Genomic DNA, 14,603 nt, shown 5'->3' on the forward strand with positions numbered 1-14,603 from the left:
TTGCTGTGGTGGACATCGACAAGCTGAAGGGCATGCCGGACGTCACGTACGACTTCGGGGTGTCGAGCGAGGTGAAGTCGGCGTTCCGTACGGCGGCGAACACCCTGTCCGGTCAGCGGGGCGACCGGGCGACGTGGCGGAACACGGGGTTGGAGCAGTTCGCCGGCCGGTTCTCCGACATCTTCAAGACCAACGGCACCACCCAGCTGGGTGACCTCGACGAGGTCGTCACCGCGTTGCGGGCCGTTGCCACGAAGTTGGAGGACGTGGAGCAGGCGGCGCGGGAGGAGAACCAGCGCCGCAAGACCGCCCGCGAGTGGGCCCAGCGCCAGGCCGATAGGTCGGGACTCGAGAAGGCGTGGGACGACTTCTGGGGTTCGGGTGAGGATCCGCCGGACGTCAACATCAAGGAAACCGGCCCGGCCCAGCACGTGAGCGCACCGGCGTCGAAGCCGCGCGAGACGCCGGCTCCGGGCAGCGGCGGTGGCGGTGGCGGGACGTCGTCGGCGAAGCCGTCGAACCTGCGGTCGTTCGCGACCAGCACGGATGGCGGTGACGGGGCGTTCGATGGGAAGGCGACGAGTCTCGAGGGCAAGTGCACCGAGTTCGCGACGGCCTGTTCGTGGGCGACGCTCGACGCGTCGGGCCCGATTCAGGGTCTCAAGGATTGGTTGCGGCTGAACGGTGAGGATGCGAAGTGGGCCACCACGGTGGCGGATGCGTTCGCCCGGGCCGGCGGCGAGGGCAACGTCTCCACGCTGTCCAACTCGACGATCGAGGCGGCGTTGCGGGCCGCGAACGTTGCGGTGAACCGGCAGGACATCGTCGTCGACCCGCCGACGGCCTACGGCTCGCCGCCCACGACGGGCTACTCGGACGACCCGGTCAACACGGCGACCGGCAACTTCATCGAGAACGAGTGCGATCTCGCCTTCCCGGGTGCGACGGCGGACTTGGGCCTGACCCGTACCTACAACTCGCTCAACCAGAGGCTCGGTGCGTTCGGCCGTGGCTGGTCGTCCTGGGCCGAGGCCGGGCTGACGCTGACCGACGAGGCCGCGCGACTGCGGCTGTCCGACGGCCGCGAGGTCGTCTTCCCGCGGCTCGGTGACGGTTGGGATCGCGCCAACGGCGAGAACTTGTGGCTGGCCCGCGCCGAGGCCGGCTACCGGGTGACGAACTCGGCCGGCCTGTGCTGGGACCTCCGTGCCGACGGCCGGCTCCGCACGACCAGCACCGGACCGGGGACCAAGATCACCTACTGGTACGACGACGAGGGCCGACTCGTCTCGGTGGCCCACCAGTTCGGCCGCTCCCTGGACCTGACCTGGGACGACGCGACCGGACGGATCACCGGCGCGACCGCCTCCGACGGCCGGACCGTGAGCTACCGCTACGACGACCGCGGCCGGCTGGTGGCCGCCGAGACCCCGGCCGGCACCCGCACGTACCGCTGGAACGACGCCGACCTGATCGACGCCGTCACCGACCCCGACGGCGTGATCGAGGCCGAGAACACCTACGACGAACACGGCCGCGTCCTCACCCAGCGCTCGCCGTTCGGCCGCACGACGCGCTTCGTCTATCTCCCCGGTGGCGTCACCGAGGTGTCCGACGCCGACGGCACGCGGGCCAACACCTGGATCGCCGACGGCAAGGGCCGGCTGATCGGCGTGATCGACGCCGATGATCAGCGCCAGTCCACCAGCTACGACCGCTACGGCAACCCGGTCATGATCACCGACCGGGCCGGCGCCACAGTGATCAACGGCTACGACGACCGTGGCCGCCTGATCCACCGCGAGACGCCGACCGGCGCCAAGATCGTCTGGGAACACGATGATCAGGACCGCCCGGTCACGATCACGCTCCAGAACGGCGACACCACGGCGATCACCCGCTACAGCTACGAGGGTGAGGAACGCAACCCGGTCGAGGTGATCGACGCCGAGGGCGGCCTGACCCGGATGCGGTGGGACCGTGGCCTGCTCAAGGAGATCATCGACCCCGAAGGCGTACGACTCCGCTTCGAGCATGATCACCACGGCGAACTCATCGCCGCCACCGACGCCGACGGCAACACCGCCCGCCTCGAACGCGATGATCTTGGTCGGGTGACCGCAGCGATCACCCCACTCGGCCACCGGACCACCTACCGCTACCACCACACCGGCCCGCTCGAATCCCGCCGCGACCCCGACGGTGCCATCTGGCGCTACGAGCACACCACCGGCGGCCGCCTCTCCGCGATCATCGACCCCACCGGCGGCCGCACCACCATCGAACACGGCGATCACGGCGAGGAGTCGAGGAGGGTGGACCCCCTCGGACGTTCCGTGGCCTCGGAGTACGACGACCTCGGCCACCGCAGTCGGGTCGAACTTCCGGACGGCTCCGAGTGGCGATTCAGCTACGACGCGCTGTCCCGGTTGGTCGAGTCCACCGACTCCGCAGGCGGTCGGTGGCGGTCCGGCTTCGACGCCAACGGCCACCTCAGCGAGACCATCGACCCGACCGGAGTCAGGCACACGGTGGTCCGCGACCAGGCCGGTCGCCCCGTGAGTAACGCCGACCGGTTGTCCGAGGTTGGCACCGACTACGACGTTCTGGGCCGGGTGGTCGGGCGAACCGGCACTGACGGAAGCCGACAGCAGCACCGGTACGACCGGTGCGGTCGCCTGATCGAGTACACCGACGGAACCGGTGCCGTGACCCGGTTCACCCGGGACAAGGCCGGCCGGGAGACCGCGATCACTCATCCGACCGGCACGACCTACCGCTACGAGTACGACGTCTGCGGACGCCGGGTAACGACCATCGACACCGATGGCTCCCGCTACCGGTTCGACTACGACGCCGACGGTCGGTTGGTTCGCGAGCACTGGCCAACCGGCGAACAGGCTTGGATCAGCTACGACGCTGCCGGTCGCCCGGTCGAACGCTTCGAGCCCGGCAGCGGCGTATCCCGCTTCGCCTATGACGCCGCCGGCCGGATCGTGAGGACCGTGGACGGTTGGAACGGGCCGCGCCGGTTCAGCTACGACGGCGCCGGCCAGCTGATCGCTGTGCAGAACGCGGCCGGCCAGGTCAGTCGGTTCGAGTACGACGACGCCGGTCGGCGCACCGCGGCGATCGACCCTCTCGGTGGCCGTACCGAATGGGCCTACAGCGTCCTGGGACTCGTGAACGCCGAGACCGACCCGTTGGGTCGGACGACCCGGTACCGGCACGACGCCGCGGGTCGGCAGACCGAGATGATCGATCCGACCGGGTCGGTCCTGGCCTGGCGCTACGACGACACCGGCCGCGAGGTTGAGGCGTTCGCCGACGGCGTGCGGGTGTCCCGCACGGAGCGTGACTTCGGCACTCGAACGCTGAGAGTGTTCGAGCCGGATCGAGACGGCGGTGAAGTCGCCAACGAACTACGTTTCGACCCGGAGGGCAGGCTGGTACGTCGCCTGCACGGTGCCGTCGGCATGGCCTGGTCCTACGACAGCGACGGCCGTCGCACGTCCTTCACTGGCGTTCACGGCGACCAGACACGCTATGAATACGATCAGGCCGGTCGGGTCGCAGTCGTGGAGGCTCCTGAGCTCGGCCGGGCCGTGATCGACCGAGATGCGGTGGGCCGGATCTGTTCCATGACAGCACCAGGTCTGCACGCAGTCTGGACCTGGACGGGCGGTGCTGTCACACGGCTCGAAGTGTCCCGCAGTGGACGGACCAAGATCACCGAGATCGAGCGCGACGACGCGGGCCGGTCATCGGCGAGACCACCGACGGGCACCGGACCAGTTACGCCTATGACCCGATGGGTCAGCTGATCGAGGTCCGCCGTGGCGACAGCTCAGTCACCGGGTTCCAGTACGACGCCGCTGGCCGGCTGATCCGCGAAACGACCGACGGCCGCAGCACCCACTACCGCTACGACGTTGCTGGACAGCTTCTCGAACGGCAGGGACCGGAGGGGAACAGCACCTTCAGCTATGACGGCGCCGGCCGCCGGATCACAGAGGCTGGGCCGGATGCTGAGCGGCGATTTGGGTGGGATCCGCGCGGCTTCCTCAAGTCGATCACCACCATCAACCGCGCCGATGACAAGGTGACGGCGCGGACCCAGCACCTCCGCGTCGACGCCCTCGGCGAACTGTCGGCGATCGACGAGGAGCCGGTCGCACGGGACACAGCGAACCACGTGCCGACACTGGCCCAGATCGGTGACCTGTCCGTCACCGGCTACGGCCCGCTGACTGCCTTACTGCCCGACCCGACCCGGAGATCCACAGCCGACTGGATCACCCCCGACTGGCGACCCCGCTCGACCGGAGCTGCCGACCCGTGGGGCGTCGCCGGCGGCCGGGTTTCGGACCGGCTTCCATCCGGGGTCCAGGTCGACGGCCAAGGCAACCTGGTGGTCGACGGAATGGAGTGGATGCAGGCTCGCGTCTACGACCCCGGATCCCGCGGCTTCCTGTCCGTCGACCCCCTCGAACCGGTGTACGGCACCGGCTGGTCCGGCAATCCGTACGCCTTCGCCGGAAATGACCCGCTCAATCAGTCGGACCCCTGGGGTCTGGAGCCGGTGACTGACAAGGAACTGCAGGCGTACCGGGACTCCAACAACGGCGCCCTCGCCGCGGCCTGGAACGCGACCACGAACTGGGTGGCGAACAACTGGGAGTACATCGCCGCCGGTGCCATGATCGTCGCCGGCGTGGCTCTGATGGCGACGGGCGTCGGCGGGCCGATCGGCCTGGCGCTGGCCGGCGGTGCGTTGTCGATGGGTATGTCGGTTGCCCAGCAGAAGGCGACCAAGGGCTCGGTGGACTGGGGCCAGGCGGGCCTCGACGGAGCACTCGGCATGGTGCCCATCCCCGGCGCGGGCGCCGCCAGCGCGCTGGTGAAGGCCGCGGGCCGGACAACGCTGGGTACCGGTATCAAGACGGTTGGCCGGAACGCCCTGTCGGGGGCCAAGAATCTGGGTCAGAAGGCGCTGTCGAAGTTCACCAGCACAGCCAGGAACGGCTGCTTCGTGGCGGACACGCTCGTCCTGATGGCGGACGGTTCAGCCAAGCCGATCCAGGAGGTCGCGGTCGGTGATGAGATTCGCGCATCGAACCCCGAGACCGACGCAACGCACGGTAAACGGGTCGTCGAAACGTACATTCACGAGGACGTGGAGACCTTCGTCGTGGAAACCTCCGCGGGCTCGGTGACTTCGACTGCCGAGCACCCGTTCTATGTGAGAGGCAGGGGCTGGGTCCCGGTCCGGGAGCTTCGCCCCGGGGACGTGCTGGTCGATGCCGACGGACAGTCGGTCGATTTGATCAAGGTGACTGGTACGGGCCTTACGGCGACTGTGTACAACTTCCAGGTCGACGAGCTGCAGAACTATCACGTGCAAGCCGGTGACCGATGGGTACGGGTTCACAACACACCTGCACCCACGGCGGGCCGGTCGATCTGGCGCCGCCTTTGTCCTTTCCTTCCAGTCAGTTCGGCAGCAAGGTCGGAAAGCACGCACAGGATTACGGACTCGACCCAGGTAACCCTGCGCACCGACAATGGTTCCGCGACCGGGCCCGCGAGGTTCACCTCAATCCCGAGGAAGTGCGTAAGGGAGCGATCCTCGGCCAGGACCAGGTCGGCTTCTTCTTCCGACAAGGTGATGATCTTGTGCTGACGAAGCCGGACGGTACGTTCATCTCCATGTACCCGGGCGGCCCGACCAACAAGCGCTTCATGAACGCGGAGGTGTTTCCGTTCTGATGGATGTCACCTTGCCCCACGTCGTCGGTAGAACCTGTCGGCGCGTGACGACGATTCGGCACCACTACCGAGATCAACCGGATTCGGGTCGCGGACCGATCCAGTTCGATTGGGATGATGGGAGCGTCACTACCGTCGATTCGCGCAGCGACCTGACCGTCGTCCTTTCCGAAGAGCCGTGGCTCGATCCCTACGCGTCGGTCTCGGGCCGGGAGCGGGATGCGCTGGAAGCCGAGGTCGGACTCTGGGTGCCACGGCAGGTCGAGCCGGGACAACCTCTGCATGCCGTCGTTGGCCGCGTGGCGAGCGGGATCCGGCCGCTGGAAGACCCGACGGGCCTGTTGATCGGTGTGAGATTGGAATTCGACGAACTCGTCGTCGTTGCGCAGATCGTGGCCCTGGACGACTGGGACCTCGAAGTCACTGTCGATTCGCCCCCTGGCGGCGCCGGACCGATTTCCGCCCGGACTTGATCAAGAAGACGTTCGCGAGTCGCCGTGTTCGTCTACAAGGAAGGCCCGTTCCAAGGACAGCTGGCCTCCTCGTCCGTACCGACGCCGAACCAATTGATCAAATGGGGTTGTGATGACCGGCTCACCTGCACGCGACGTGCTGACGATCTTCCTCGGCGGCTCGGAGGAAGTTCCCGGCCTGATCTTCTACGGTCTGGTCGGCGATGATCACGCAGTCGATGTGCCCACCTTCGGATCGACGCGGTGGCCCGACTCGCCAGCCCCGGAACCTTTGGTGCTGCACGGTCAAGGCTGGCGCGTGGTCGGCTGGGAGTTGCATCTCCCGATGTGGCCTCGGGCCGAGGATTTCCGCGGTGCGATTCGCGGGACCCTCCAGGAGTTGATCAACGCTGGGTGCCGAGTCGCCTGGGTCGGTGCTGAGGGTATCCCGTACGCCGACCCCCCGGACTTGTTCGATCCACAGTGGATGACCGGCGGAGTGCTCGCGTGGCTCACGAGCGACCGACGTTTCGGTTGCCCGCTCGACCCCGATCAACCGCTGGCCGGGGCGTCTGATGAAGAATTGCTTCGGCTTCGTGCGTTTTGCTGGGCGGCTCGCCACCGGTGAATGATCCCGGCGAAACGACCCACGTGAAGTCGGGACCGTGACCGAGATTCAATCAGAGATCGCCGGCGTTCTGCCGCTGCTGATCACGGGCCACGGGATCACCGACCCCTTCATCAACCTCTACGGTGCAGGCTGGAGCTTGTCGATCAACTGCAACTGGTCGTTGGTGGACGGCGAGGATGTCGTCGCTACCTGGGAATTTGCCGAAAGCGCGATGGGGGAGGCCGTCGCGGCGCGCGAGGGCCGGACGATCGTCGAGGTCAGGATCGGTGAAGGCCAGCTCGATCCGGTGTTCGTCTTCGATGACGGCGTCGAACTGGTCGTGGAAGCCGACACCGACCTCGATCCATGGGTGCTTCGCGCCGAGGGTCTGTCCGCAGTGATCGTCGGGCTCGGTCCGGGCGGTCGCGGGTCCTCTCCGGCGTGAGACCGGAGATCCTGCCTGCGCTCGCCCGTGAATGACGCGGTGCGCGTCTCGTGATCCACATCGGTGCTGGAGGCGGTGAAGGAATGGACCGGGAGAGCACCTTGCTGGCCCGGTTGGAGTCTGCGTCGGCGGACGAGCGCGAGAACGCCGCCGAGCTCGTGACCGACTGGCTCAACTCGATCGATTCCCTGGAGCGCAGGGTGCTGATCCAGCGGTTGGCGGTTGTGGCGGCCGAGGAGACGGATCGGGTCGCCCGGGAGGCCGAGCTCCACGCGATCGCGGAGCTCTCTCAGCCAGGCGCGGTGACACCGGACGACGTCGGACCCATCCTCCAGATCCCGGTGCACGATCTCGATCCTGCCGAGCGGGAGTATTTGCAGGGTCTTCGCGAGGACCTCGAGGGAACCGTCCGGGGGGATCGCCCGACCTCGTGATCACGCGCCGGCTCCGGCGTACCCCTATCCTGGCGCGGTGCATCGATGGAGCGAGCGTGGCGGGTACGACTGGCAGCTGATCGAGGTGGCCGAGCCGTCGCCGGAGGTCGTGCTGGGCGCGACGCTGGCGTACGGGATGTTGGACGAGTCCGTCGCCGACTACGGGACGCTGCAGACGGTGGCCGGCGCGATCCGGGCCGAGCTCGGGCGGCCGATCGAACTCCCCGAGGGCGGGGTGTCGGTGCCGGAGGGGCTGGTCGAGATCGGCCAGGACACCCTGACCTTCGCGGTACGGGGACGCCCGGAGGCCGTGGTCTCGACCTGGCGCCGGGTGGCCGGCTATTTCAACGGCACGGTGCCCGCCGACGGCGCGGAGCCGCATCCGGTCGACACGTTCGGCTGGACCCGGGACGCCGCCCTCCGCGCCGGCATGAGCTCGTTCGTCCTGTCCCTGCTCGACCTGCCGCCGATCGAGGTCGCGCCGGACAAGGTGGAGCAGTTGCGCCGGCACCTGGACCCGGCCCAGGGGACCGTGCGCTGCGCCTTCTTCAGCAACGACGAAGCCCTGATCGGGATCGACGCGTTCGCCGCGCCGGCGGTCGACCCGCGGCGGCAGTCGACACCGGCACCCGGCCGGGCCCGCGGGGCGGCGACGCCGGGGAGCCTGGCGGCGCCGCTCGGCCCGGTCCAGTTCACCGCCGTCGTCCCGCGGACCCGGGCCGGGCTCGCGGCCGGCCTGGCGCTGCGGACCCACTTCGCGGCCGCGCTGTCGGCGGTCGGCGGCGGTGATCCCGGCACCGGCTGCGCCGTGCACGAGTTCGGCGCGGACCGTTGGATCACCATCGTCTGCGACGGCGTGCCGGCGCCGCAGCACCGGGACCGGGCGATCGCGCGGACCCTGTCCACACCGATCGCCGACGCCCGCCTGGCGGCGGTGATCACCGAGCTGGAGGCGCTGTCGGACAGCCAGTGGGCCCGGAACCGGCGGGTCCTCGGCCTGCCGGCGGACGACGAGCCGCTGACCGTCCCGGAGGTCCGCAACGCGCTCGGCGCCGCCCTGAACACGGTGCACGTGACGAGCCTGCTCGGCGAGGCCGACCGCAGCGTCTCGGTGCTGCCCGGCTATCCGGAGCTGATGGCGGACCTGCCGGCCGAGCGCGGCGAGAAGTTCAGCGCCTGGCTGGCGCAGTCGGCGATGAGCGGCGGCGTGCCCGGCAGTGCCCGGCTCGGCGCCCGGACGCTGCTCGTCGAGTCGCCGGCCGAGGCGCTGGGGGAGCCGGCGGAGCGTGAGGTCGTCGATCTGGACGCGGCCGCGGTGATCATCGAGTACAGCGCGACGAATCTGGTGATCTTCGACGACCGGCTGCGCGGCGTCGACGTCGACACCGGCCGGCTGCGACGCGGCCCGAAGCTCCGCGAGCAGCTGGACCGGCGGCTGGCCGACGTACCGCGGCTCAAGATCATCGACCAGGCACCGCCGGCCGCCGAGTCGCCGCAGGTGCGCTCGACCAAGCGCCGGTACGTGGTCGGCGCGATCATCGCGGCCGTCGCGGTCAGCGCGGTCTTCACCGGCGCGATCGTGCAGAACGCGACCCGGGCCAAGCCGGTCACCGCCCGCGTCGCGGAGGGCCAGACGGTCGAGTTGGCCGGCGGCACCACCCTGACCGCCCGGAGCATCGAGGCCCGGGCGGACGGCCGCGACCTGATGGTCAACGCCTCCGTACGGATCTGCGCCGGCGGTGACCTGAGCGCCCGCGGCGTCGATCCGGCCGTGCAGCGCTCGGTCGGCCCGGCCAACTTCAGCCTGTACTCGCAGGACGGCATGACCGGCGAACGCACCGACGGTGGCGGGCCGCAACTCGCCGCCACGACGCTGTCCGAGGGCCAGTGCCTGGAGGGCGGGCTCGCGTACCGGATCCGGGACACCGGCAGTCCCTTGACCTTCGGCTACCGCAACCCGTTCGGCGACGACGTCGTCTGGTACGACCAGTGACGCGCGACGATTCTGCATCGCGAAAACTCCGGCCCTGATGTCTGTAGGGTGACATCCACTCCCAGGGCGAAAGGGCGGTGGTCATGCCGGAGGACACGGTACGGGCGCGGAGCGGCGGCGTGCAGTCCGTCGAGCGCGTCTTCGAGCTGCTGGAGCTGATGGCCGAGGCCGGCGGCGAGATCTCGCTGAGCGACCTCTCGGTCCGCGCCGGGCTGCCGATGCCGACCATCCACCGGTTGCTCCGGACCTGCGTCACGCTCGGCTATGCCCGGCAACTCCCGTCCCGCCGGTACGCCCTCGGCGCGCGGCTGATCCCGCTCGGCGAGCTGGCCGGCCAGCAACTCGGCCGGGTGGCCCAGCCGGAACTGGTCCGGGTGGTGGCCGAACTGGGGGAGACGGCCAACATGGCGCTGCTCGACGGCGACCAGGTCGTCTATGTCGCCCAGCAGCCGTCGCCGCACTCGATGCGCATGTTCACCGAGATCGGCCGCCGGGTCAGCCTGCACGACACCGGGGTCGGGAAAGCGATCCTGGCCGGGTTCGGCGACGACGTCGTACGCCGGATCGTGCAGCGGGCCGGCCTGGCGACGCCGACGGCCAAGAGCCACGGCACCGTGCAGTCCCTGCTGACGGATCTCGATCAGATCCGTGAACGCGGCTATGCGATCGACGACGAGGAGCAGGAGGTCGGGGTCCGCTGTTACGCGGTCGCCGTCCCCGGCACCCCGTCGCCGATGGCCATCTCGGTCTCGGGCCCGCTGGCGCGGGTCGACGAGGACTTCGGCCGGCGCGCCGTACCGGTGCTGCGCCGTGCCGCGGCGGCGATCGCCGCCGAACTGGTGCCCTGACCGGCGCCCCATCTTTCCCGGCCAGGCGATCCCGAGGCCCGGGCTGTCCCGACGCATCGCGTTGTAATTCCGCAAAGCAGAAGTTAACATCCGTAATGTCGAAGTTCGAGGAGGAATCTTGAACAGCCCCAGCCCCGGCTACTCGATCACCCTGCGGGTCGAGGTCGCAGCCACGGCCGGCTCGACCACCGACCTGGCCTCGGCGGTCGCCGAGACCGGCGCCCCGGTGACCGCGCTGGACATCGTCGAGTCCAGCCACGAGAAGATCGTGGTCGACGTCACCTGCAACACCGTCGACGACGGGCACGCCCAGCGGATCGCCGAGGTGCTCGACGCCCGCCCGGACACGCACGTCCGCAAGGTCAGCGACCGTACGTTCCTGCTCCACCTGGGCGGCAAGCTCGCGGTGGAGCCGAAGGTCCCGCTGAAGAACCGGGACGACCTGTCCCGCGCCTACACGCCCGGCGTGGCCCGGGTCTGCCTCGCCATCGCCGCCAATCCCGAGGACGCCCGGCGGCTGACGATCAAGCGCAACACGGTGGCCGTGGTCACCGACGGCACCGCCGTGCTCGGCCTGGGCGACATCGGCCCGGCCGCGGCCCTGCCGGTGATGGAGGGCAAGGCCGCGCTGTTCAAGCAGTTCGCCGGCGTGGACGCCTGGCCGGTCTGCCTGGACACCACCGACACCGAGGAGATCATCTCCATCGTCAAGGCGATGGCGCCGGTGTACGGCGGGATCAACCTGGAGGACATCGCCGCGCCGCGCTGCTTCGAGATCGAGCGCCGGCTCCGGGCCGAGCTGGACATCCCGGTCTTCCACGATGATCAACACGGTACGGCGATCGTCGTGCTGGCGGCCTTGATCAACTCGCTCCGGGTGGTCGGCAAGAAGATCACCGACGTCAAGATCGTGATCTCCGGTGTCGGCGCTGCCGGGCACGCGATCATCCAGCTGCTGCAGGCCCAGGGTGCGTCGCACATCGTCGGCTGCTCCCGGACCGGCGCCATCCACCGCGGCGGGACGTACACCGACGAGCACCGGCAGTGGATCGCCGAGAACACCAACCCGGACGGGGTTTCCGGCAGCCTGCACGACGCCCTGGTCGGAGCCGACGTGTTCATCGGGGTGTCCGGCCCGAACATCCTCGGCGCCGAACACGTGGCCACCATGGCCGACCGTTCGATCGTGCTGGCGCTGGCCAACCCGGATCCGGAGATCCCGCCGACCGAGGCGGCCAAGCATGCCGCGGTGGTGGCCACCGGGCGCAGCGACTTCCCGAACCAGATCAACAACGTGCTGGCGTTCCCGGGCCTGTTCCGTGGTCTGCTCGACGCCGCCGCGCGCAACATCACCACCCCGATGCTGGTGGCCGCCGCCGAGGCGATCGCCGACTGCGTCTCGCCGGACGAGCTCAACCCCAGCTACATCGTGCCGAGTGTCTTCGACAGCCGGGTCGCCCCGGCGGTCGCGGCCGCGGTGGCGAGTACCGCCGGCAGCTGATCCGCCCATCCCGACAGGAGGAATGAGAGATGACCATCACGGTGACCGACCGCCGTCCGATCGACCGAGCCGAGGAGATCCTGACCGACGAGGCGCTGGCCTTCGTCGAACGGCTGCACCAACGCTTCGCCGGGCGGCGCGACGAACTGCTCGGGGCGCGGGTGGCGCGCCGGGCGGCGGCCGCCGAGTCCGGTCGGCTCGACTTCCTCCCCGAGACCGCCGAGGTACGGGCCGCGGACTGGCAGGTCGCGCCCGCGCCGCCGGCCCTGCAGGATCGCCGGGTCGAGATGACCGGCCCGGCGACTCCGGCGAAGATGGCGATCAACGCGCTCAACTCGGGCGCCAAGGTCTGGCTGGCCGACCTGGAGGACGCCAGCTGTCCGACCTGGCCGAACGTCGTCGACGCGCTGCTCAACTTGTCCGACGCGGCCGCCGGGACGCTGGCGTACACGCAGCCGGACGGGAAGACGTACGCGCTGCGGACCGACGCCCCGCTGGCCGTCGTCGTGATGCGGCCGCGCGGCTGGCATCTGGACGAGGCGCACGTCGAGGTGGACGGGCGGCCCGGGATCGGCGCGCTCGTCGACTTCGGGCTGCACTTCTTCCACCTCGCCCGGCCGCTGCTGGAAGGCGGTCGCGGGCCGTACTACTACCTGCCGAAGTTGGAGAGCCACCTCGAGGCCAGGCTCTGGAACGACGTGTTCAGCTTCGCCGAGGCCGAGCTCGGCGTTGATCATGGAACGATCCGGGCCACCGTGCTGATCGAGACCATCCCGGCCGCGTTCGAGATGGACGAGATCCTGTACGAGCTCCGCGAGCACGCCTCCGGGCTGAACGCGGGCCGCTGGGACTACCTGTTCAGCATCATCAAGTACTTCCGCGACGCCGGGCCGGAGTTCGTCCTGGTCGACCGCGGCGACATCACGATGACCGCGCCGTTCATGCGGGCCTACACCGAGTTGCTGGTGCAGACCTGCCACAAGCGCGGCGCGTTCGCGATGGGCGGCATGGCGGCGTTCATCCCGAGCCGGAAGGACCCGTCGATCAACGCGGCCGCACTGGACAAGGTGCGGGCCGACAAGACCCGCGAGGCCGGCGACGGCTTCGACGGCTCCTGGGTGGCCCACCCGGACCTGGTCGACGTGTGCCGCGAGGTGTTCGACGGCGTGCTGGGGGAGCGGCCCAACCAGGTCGACCGGCAGCGCCCCGAGGTCGCCGTGACCGCGGCTCAGTTGCTCGACGTCGCGTCGGCGGAGGGCTCCAACACCGAGGCCGGGCTGCGGAACAACCTCGAGGTGGCAGTCGCCTACACCGCCGCCTGGCTGGCCGGCAGTGGCGCGGTCGCGATCCACAACCTGATGGAGGACGCGGCGACCGCCGAGATCTCCCGGTCCCAGGTCTGGCAGTTGATCAACAACGCGGTCACGCTGTCCGACTCCGGCGAGTCGGTGACCCGGGACCTGGTGGCCCGGCTGCTGGACGAGGAGACCGCGAAGCTGCGCGGTCAGGTCGACGCCGAGACCTTCGAGCGCTACTACCAGCCCGCCAAGAAGTTGATCAGCGACCTCTGCCTGGCCGAGGACTTCGTCGACTTCCTCACCCTGCCCGCGTACGAACAGCTGACCTGAAGCCGCAACGCTCCCTGAGCTTGTCGAAGGGCTGGGTCAGTTCCGCCTTTCCCCTTCGACAGGCTCAGGGCGCGTGCGAGTCGTGATCAACCGCGCCCGACGAACGGCATCCCGGCCGCGGTGATCACCAACGAGTTGACCGTGGCGTCGAGCGGCAGCTCGGCCATCATGAGGACGGCCCGGGCGACCCCGGCGACGTCGAAGGTCGGCTCCGGACGGAGCCGGCCGTCGGCCTGCAGGGTGCCCTGGGTCATCCGGCCGGTCATCGCGGTCGCCGCGTTGCCGATGTCGATCTGTCCGCAACTGATCTTGTACGGACGCCCGTCCAGCTCGATCGACTTGGTCAGCCCGGTGATCGCGTGCTTGGTCGCCGTGTACGCGGCGGACCGGGGCCGCGGCGTGTGCGCGGAGATCGAGCCGTTGTTGATGATCTTGCCGCCGATCGGTTGCTGCTCCTTCATGATCGACACCGCCGCGGCGGCGCACAACATCGCGCCGGTGAGATTGACCGCGACGCAGGCGTTCCAGTCGTCCAGCGAGATCTCGTCCACGCCGCCGGCCGGCCCGAACCAGCCGGCGTTGTTGAACAGCACGTCGACCCGGCCGAACGCGGACCGGATCCGGTCGAAGCCCGCGGTCACCGCGGCCGGATCGGTGACGTCCAGCGGCACGACCAGTCCGTGATCATGATCAGCCACGGTCTCGGCCAGTGGTTCCGGCCGCCGCCCGCAGGCCGCGACCCGGTAGCCGGCGGCCAGGAACGCCTGTGCCACCGCCCGGCCGATCCCGCTGCCGGCGCCCGTGATCACCGCGACCTTCGATGCCATCTCACCCGTCACGCGGCACATCCTCCCACCCGGAGCGAGCCTGTGAGCGAGCCCACAGGCGATCGCGGGATCCGATCCGTTCAGCGACCCGTCAAC

Annotated in this window: 11 protein-coding genes; 10 read left to right on the forward strand and 1 reads right to left on the reverse strand. The window is 69.5% G+C overall.

The genetic code is table 11. The features are described from left to right. Nucleotides 1–8: 8 nt before the first annotated feature. From AC6CCG_RS18575 to aceB, 10 genes are all read left to right on the forward strand, one after another. Nucleotides 9–3,824, forward strand: a complete 3,816-nt coding sequence (locus AC6CCG_RS18575; protein WP_496656083.1) for a DUF6531 domain-containing protein — start codon at nucleotides 9–11, stop codon at nucleotides 3,822–3,824. After that, on the forward strand, nucleotides 3,812–5,683 hold the full coding sequence (locus AC6CCG_RS18580) for a polymorphic toxin-type HINT domain-containing protein (protein ID WP_496656084.1): 1,872 nt from the start codon (nucleotides 3,812–3,814) through the stop codon (nucleotides 5,681–5,683). The genes AC6CCG_RS18575 and AC6CCG_RS18580 overlap by 13 nt, the downstream gene beginning before the upstream one ends. A gap of 85 nt (nucleotides 5,684–5,768) precedes the next feature. Then, nucleotides 5,769–6,242 carry a hypothetical protein gene (locus AC6CCG_RS18585; protein ID WP_496656085.1) on the forward strand — a complete coding sequence of 158 codons (474 nt, stop codon included), beginning with the start codon at nucleotides 5,769–5,771 and terminating at the stop codon, nucleotides 6,240–6,242. A gap of 112 nt (nucleotides 6,243–6,354) precedes the next feature. Beyond that, nucleotides 6,355–6,849, forward strand: a complete 495-nt coding sequence (locus AC6CCG_RS18590; RefSeq protein WP_496656086.1) for a hypothetical protein — start codon at nucleotides 6,355–6,357, stop codon at nucleotides 6,847–6,849. Between the two features lie 37 nt (nucleotides 6,850–6,886). Continuing rightward, entirely contained in the window at nucleotides 6,887–7,276 is a 390-nt protein-coding gene (locus AC6CCG_RS18595) for a hypothetical protein (protein WP_496656087.1), read from the forward strand. A gap of 83 nt (nucleotides 7,277–7,359) precedes the next feature. Next, nucleotides 7,360–7,710 (forward strand): hypothetical protein, encoded by a 351-nt coding sequence (locus tag AC6CCG_RS18600; RefSeq protein ID WP_496656088.1) that lies wholly within the window; start codon nucleotides 7,360–7,362, stop codon nucleotides 7,708–7,710. Nucleotides 7,711–7,747: 37 nt separating this feature from the next. After that, the gene (locus tag AC6CCG_RS18605) at nucleotides 7,748–9,703 is read left to right on the forward strand and encodes a hypothetical protein (RefSeq protein ID WP_496656089.1); all 1,956 of its coding nucleotides are present in this window, start codon (nucleotides 7,748–7,750) and stop codon (nucleotides 9,701–9,703) included. A gap of 83 nt (nucleotides 9,704–9,786) precedes the next feature. Further along, the gene (locus tag AC6CCG_RS18610) at nucleotides 9,787–10,551 is read left to right on the forward strand and encodes an IclR family transcriptional regulator (protein ID WP_496656090.1); all 765 of its coding nucleotides are present in this window, start codon (nucleotides 9,787–9,789) and stop codon (nucleotides 10,549–10,551) included. A 118-nt stretch (nucleotides 10,552–10,669) separates the two neighbouring features. Beyond that, entirely contained in the window at nucleotides 10,670–12,052 is a 1,383-nt protein-coding gene (locus tag AC6CCG_RS18615) for an NAD-dependent malic enzyme (RefSeq protein WP_496656091.1), read from the forward strand. 29 nt (nucleotides 12,053–12,081) lie between these two features. Then, nucleotides 12,082–13,680, forward strand: a complete 1,599-nt coding sequence (gene aceB / locus AC6CCG_RS18620; protein ID WP_496656092.1) for a malate synthase A — start codon at nucleotides 12,082–12,084, stop codon at nucleotides 13,678–13,680. Between the two features lie 86 nt (nucleotides 13,681–13,766). Here the strand turns inward: aceB and AC6CCG_RS18625 are convergent, their stop codons facing one another. Further along, on the reverse strand, nucleotides 13,767–14,519 hold the full coding sequence (locus AC6CCG_RS18625; RefSeq protein ID WP_496656093.1) for an SDR family oxidoreductase: 753 nt from the start codon (nucleotides 14,517–14,519) through the stop codon (nucleotides 13,767–13,769). Nucleotides 14,520–14,603: the final 84 nt, after the last annotated feature.

It is taken from the genome of Microlunatus sp. YIM B11417 (genome assembly GCF_059617205.1).

Excerpts from the sequence above, each read along its gene's own strand:
- AC6CCG_RS18580 (WP_496656084.1), top strand. The coding sequence starts at position 3,812 with ATGGGTCAGCTGATCGAGGTCCGCCGTGGCGACAGCTCAGTCACCGGG.
- AC6CCG_RS18585 (WP_496656085.1), top strand. The coding sequence starts at position 5,769 with ATGGATGTCACCTTGCCCCACGTCGTCGGTAGAACCTGTCGGCGCGTG.
- AC6CCG_RS18590 (WP_496656086.1), top strand. The coding sequence starts at position 6,355 with ATGACCGGCTCACCTGCACGCGACGTGCTGACGATCTTCCTCGGCGGC.
- AC6CCG_RS18600 (WP_496656088.1), top strand. The coding sequence starts at position 7,360 with ATGGACCGGGAGAGCACCTTGCTGGCCCGGTTGGAGTCTGCGTCGGCG.
- AC6CCG_RS18610 (WP_496656090.1), top strand. The coding sequence starts at position 9,787 with ATGCCGGAGGACACGGTACGGGCGCGGAGCGGCGGCGTGCAGTCCGTC.
- aceB (WP_496656092.1), top strand. The coding sequence starts at position 12,082 with ATGACCATCACGGTGACCGACCGCCGTCCGATCGACCGAGCCGAGGAG.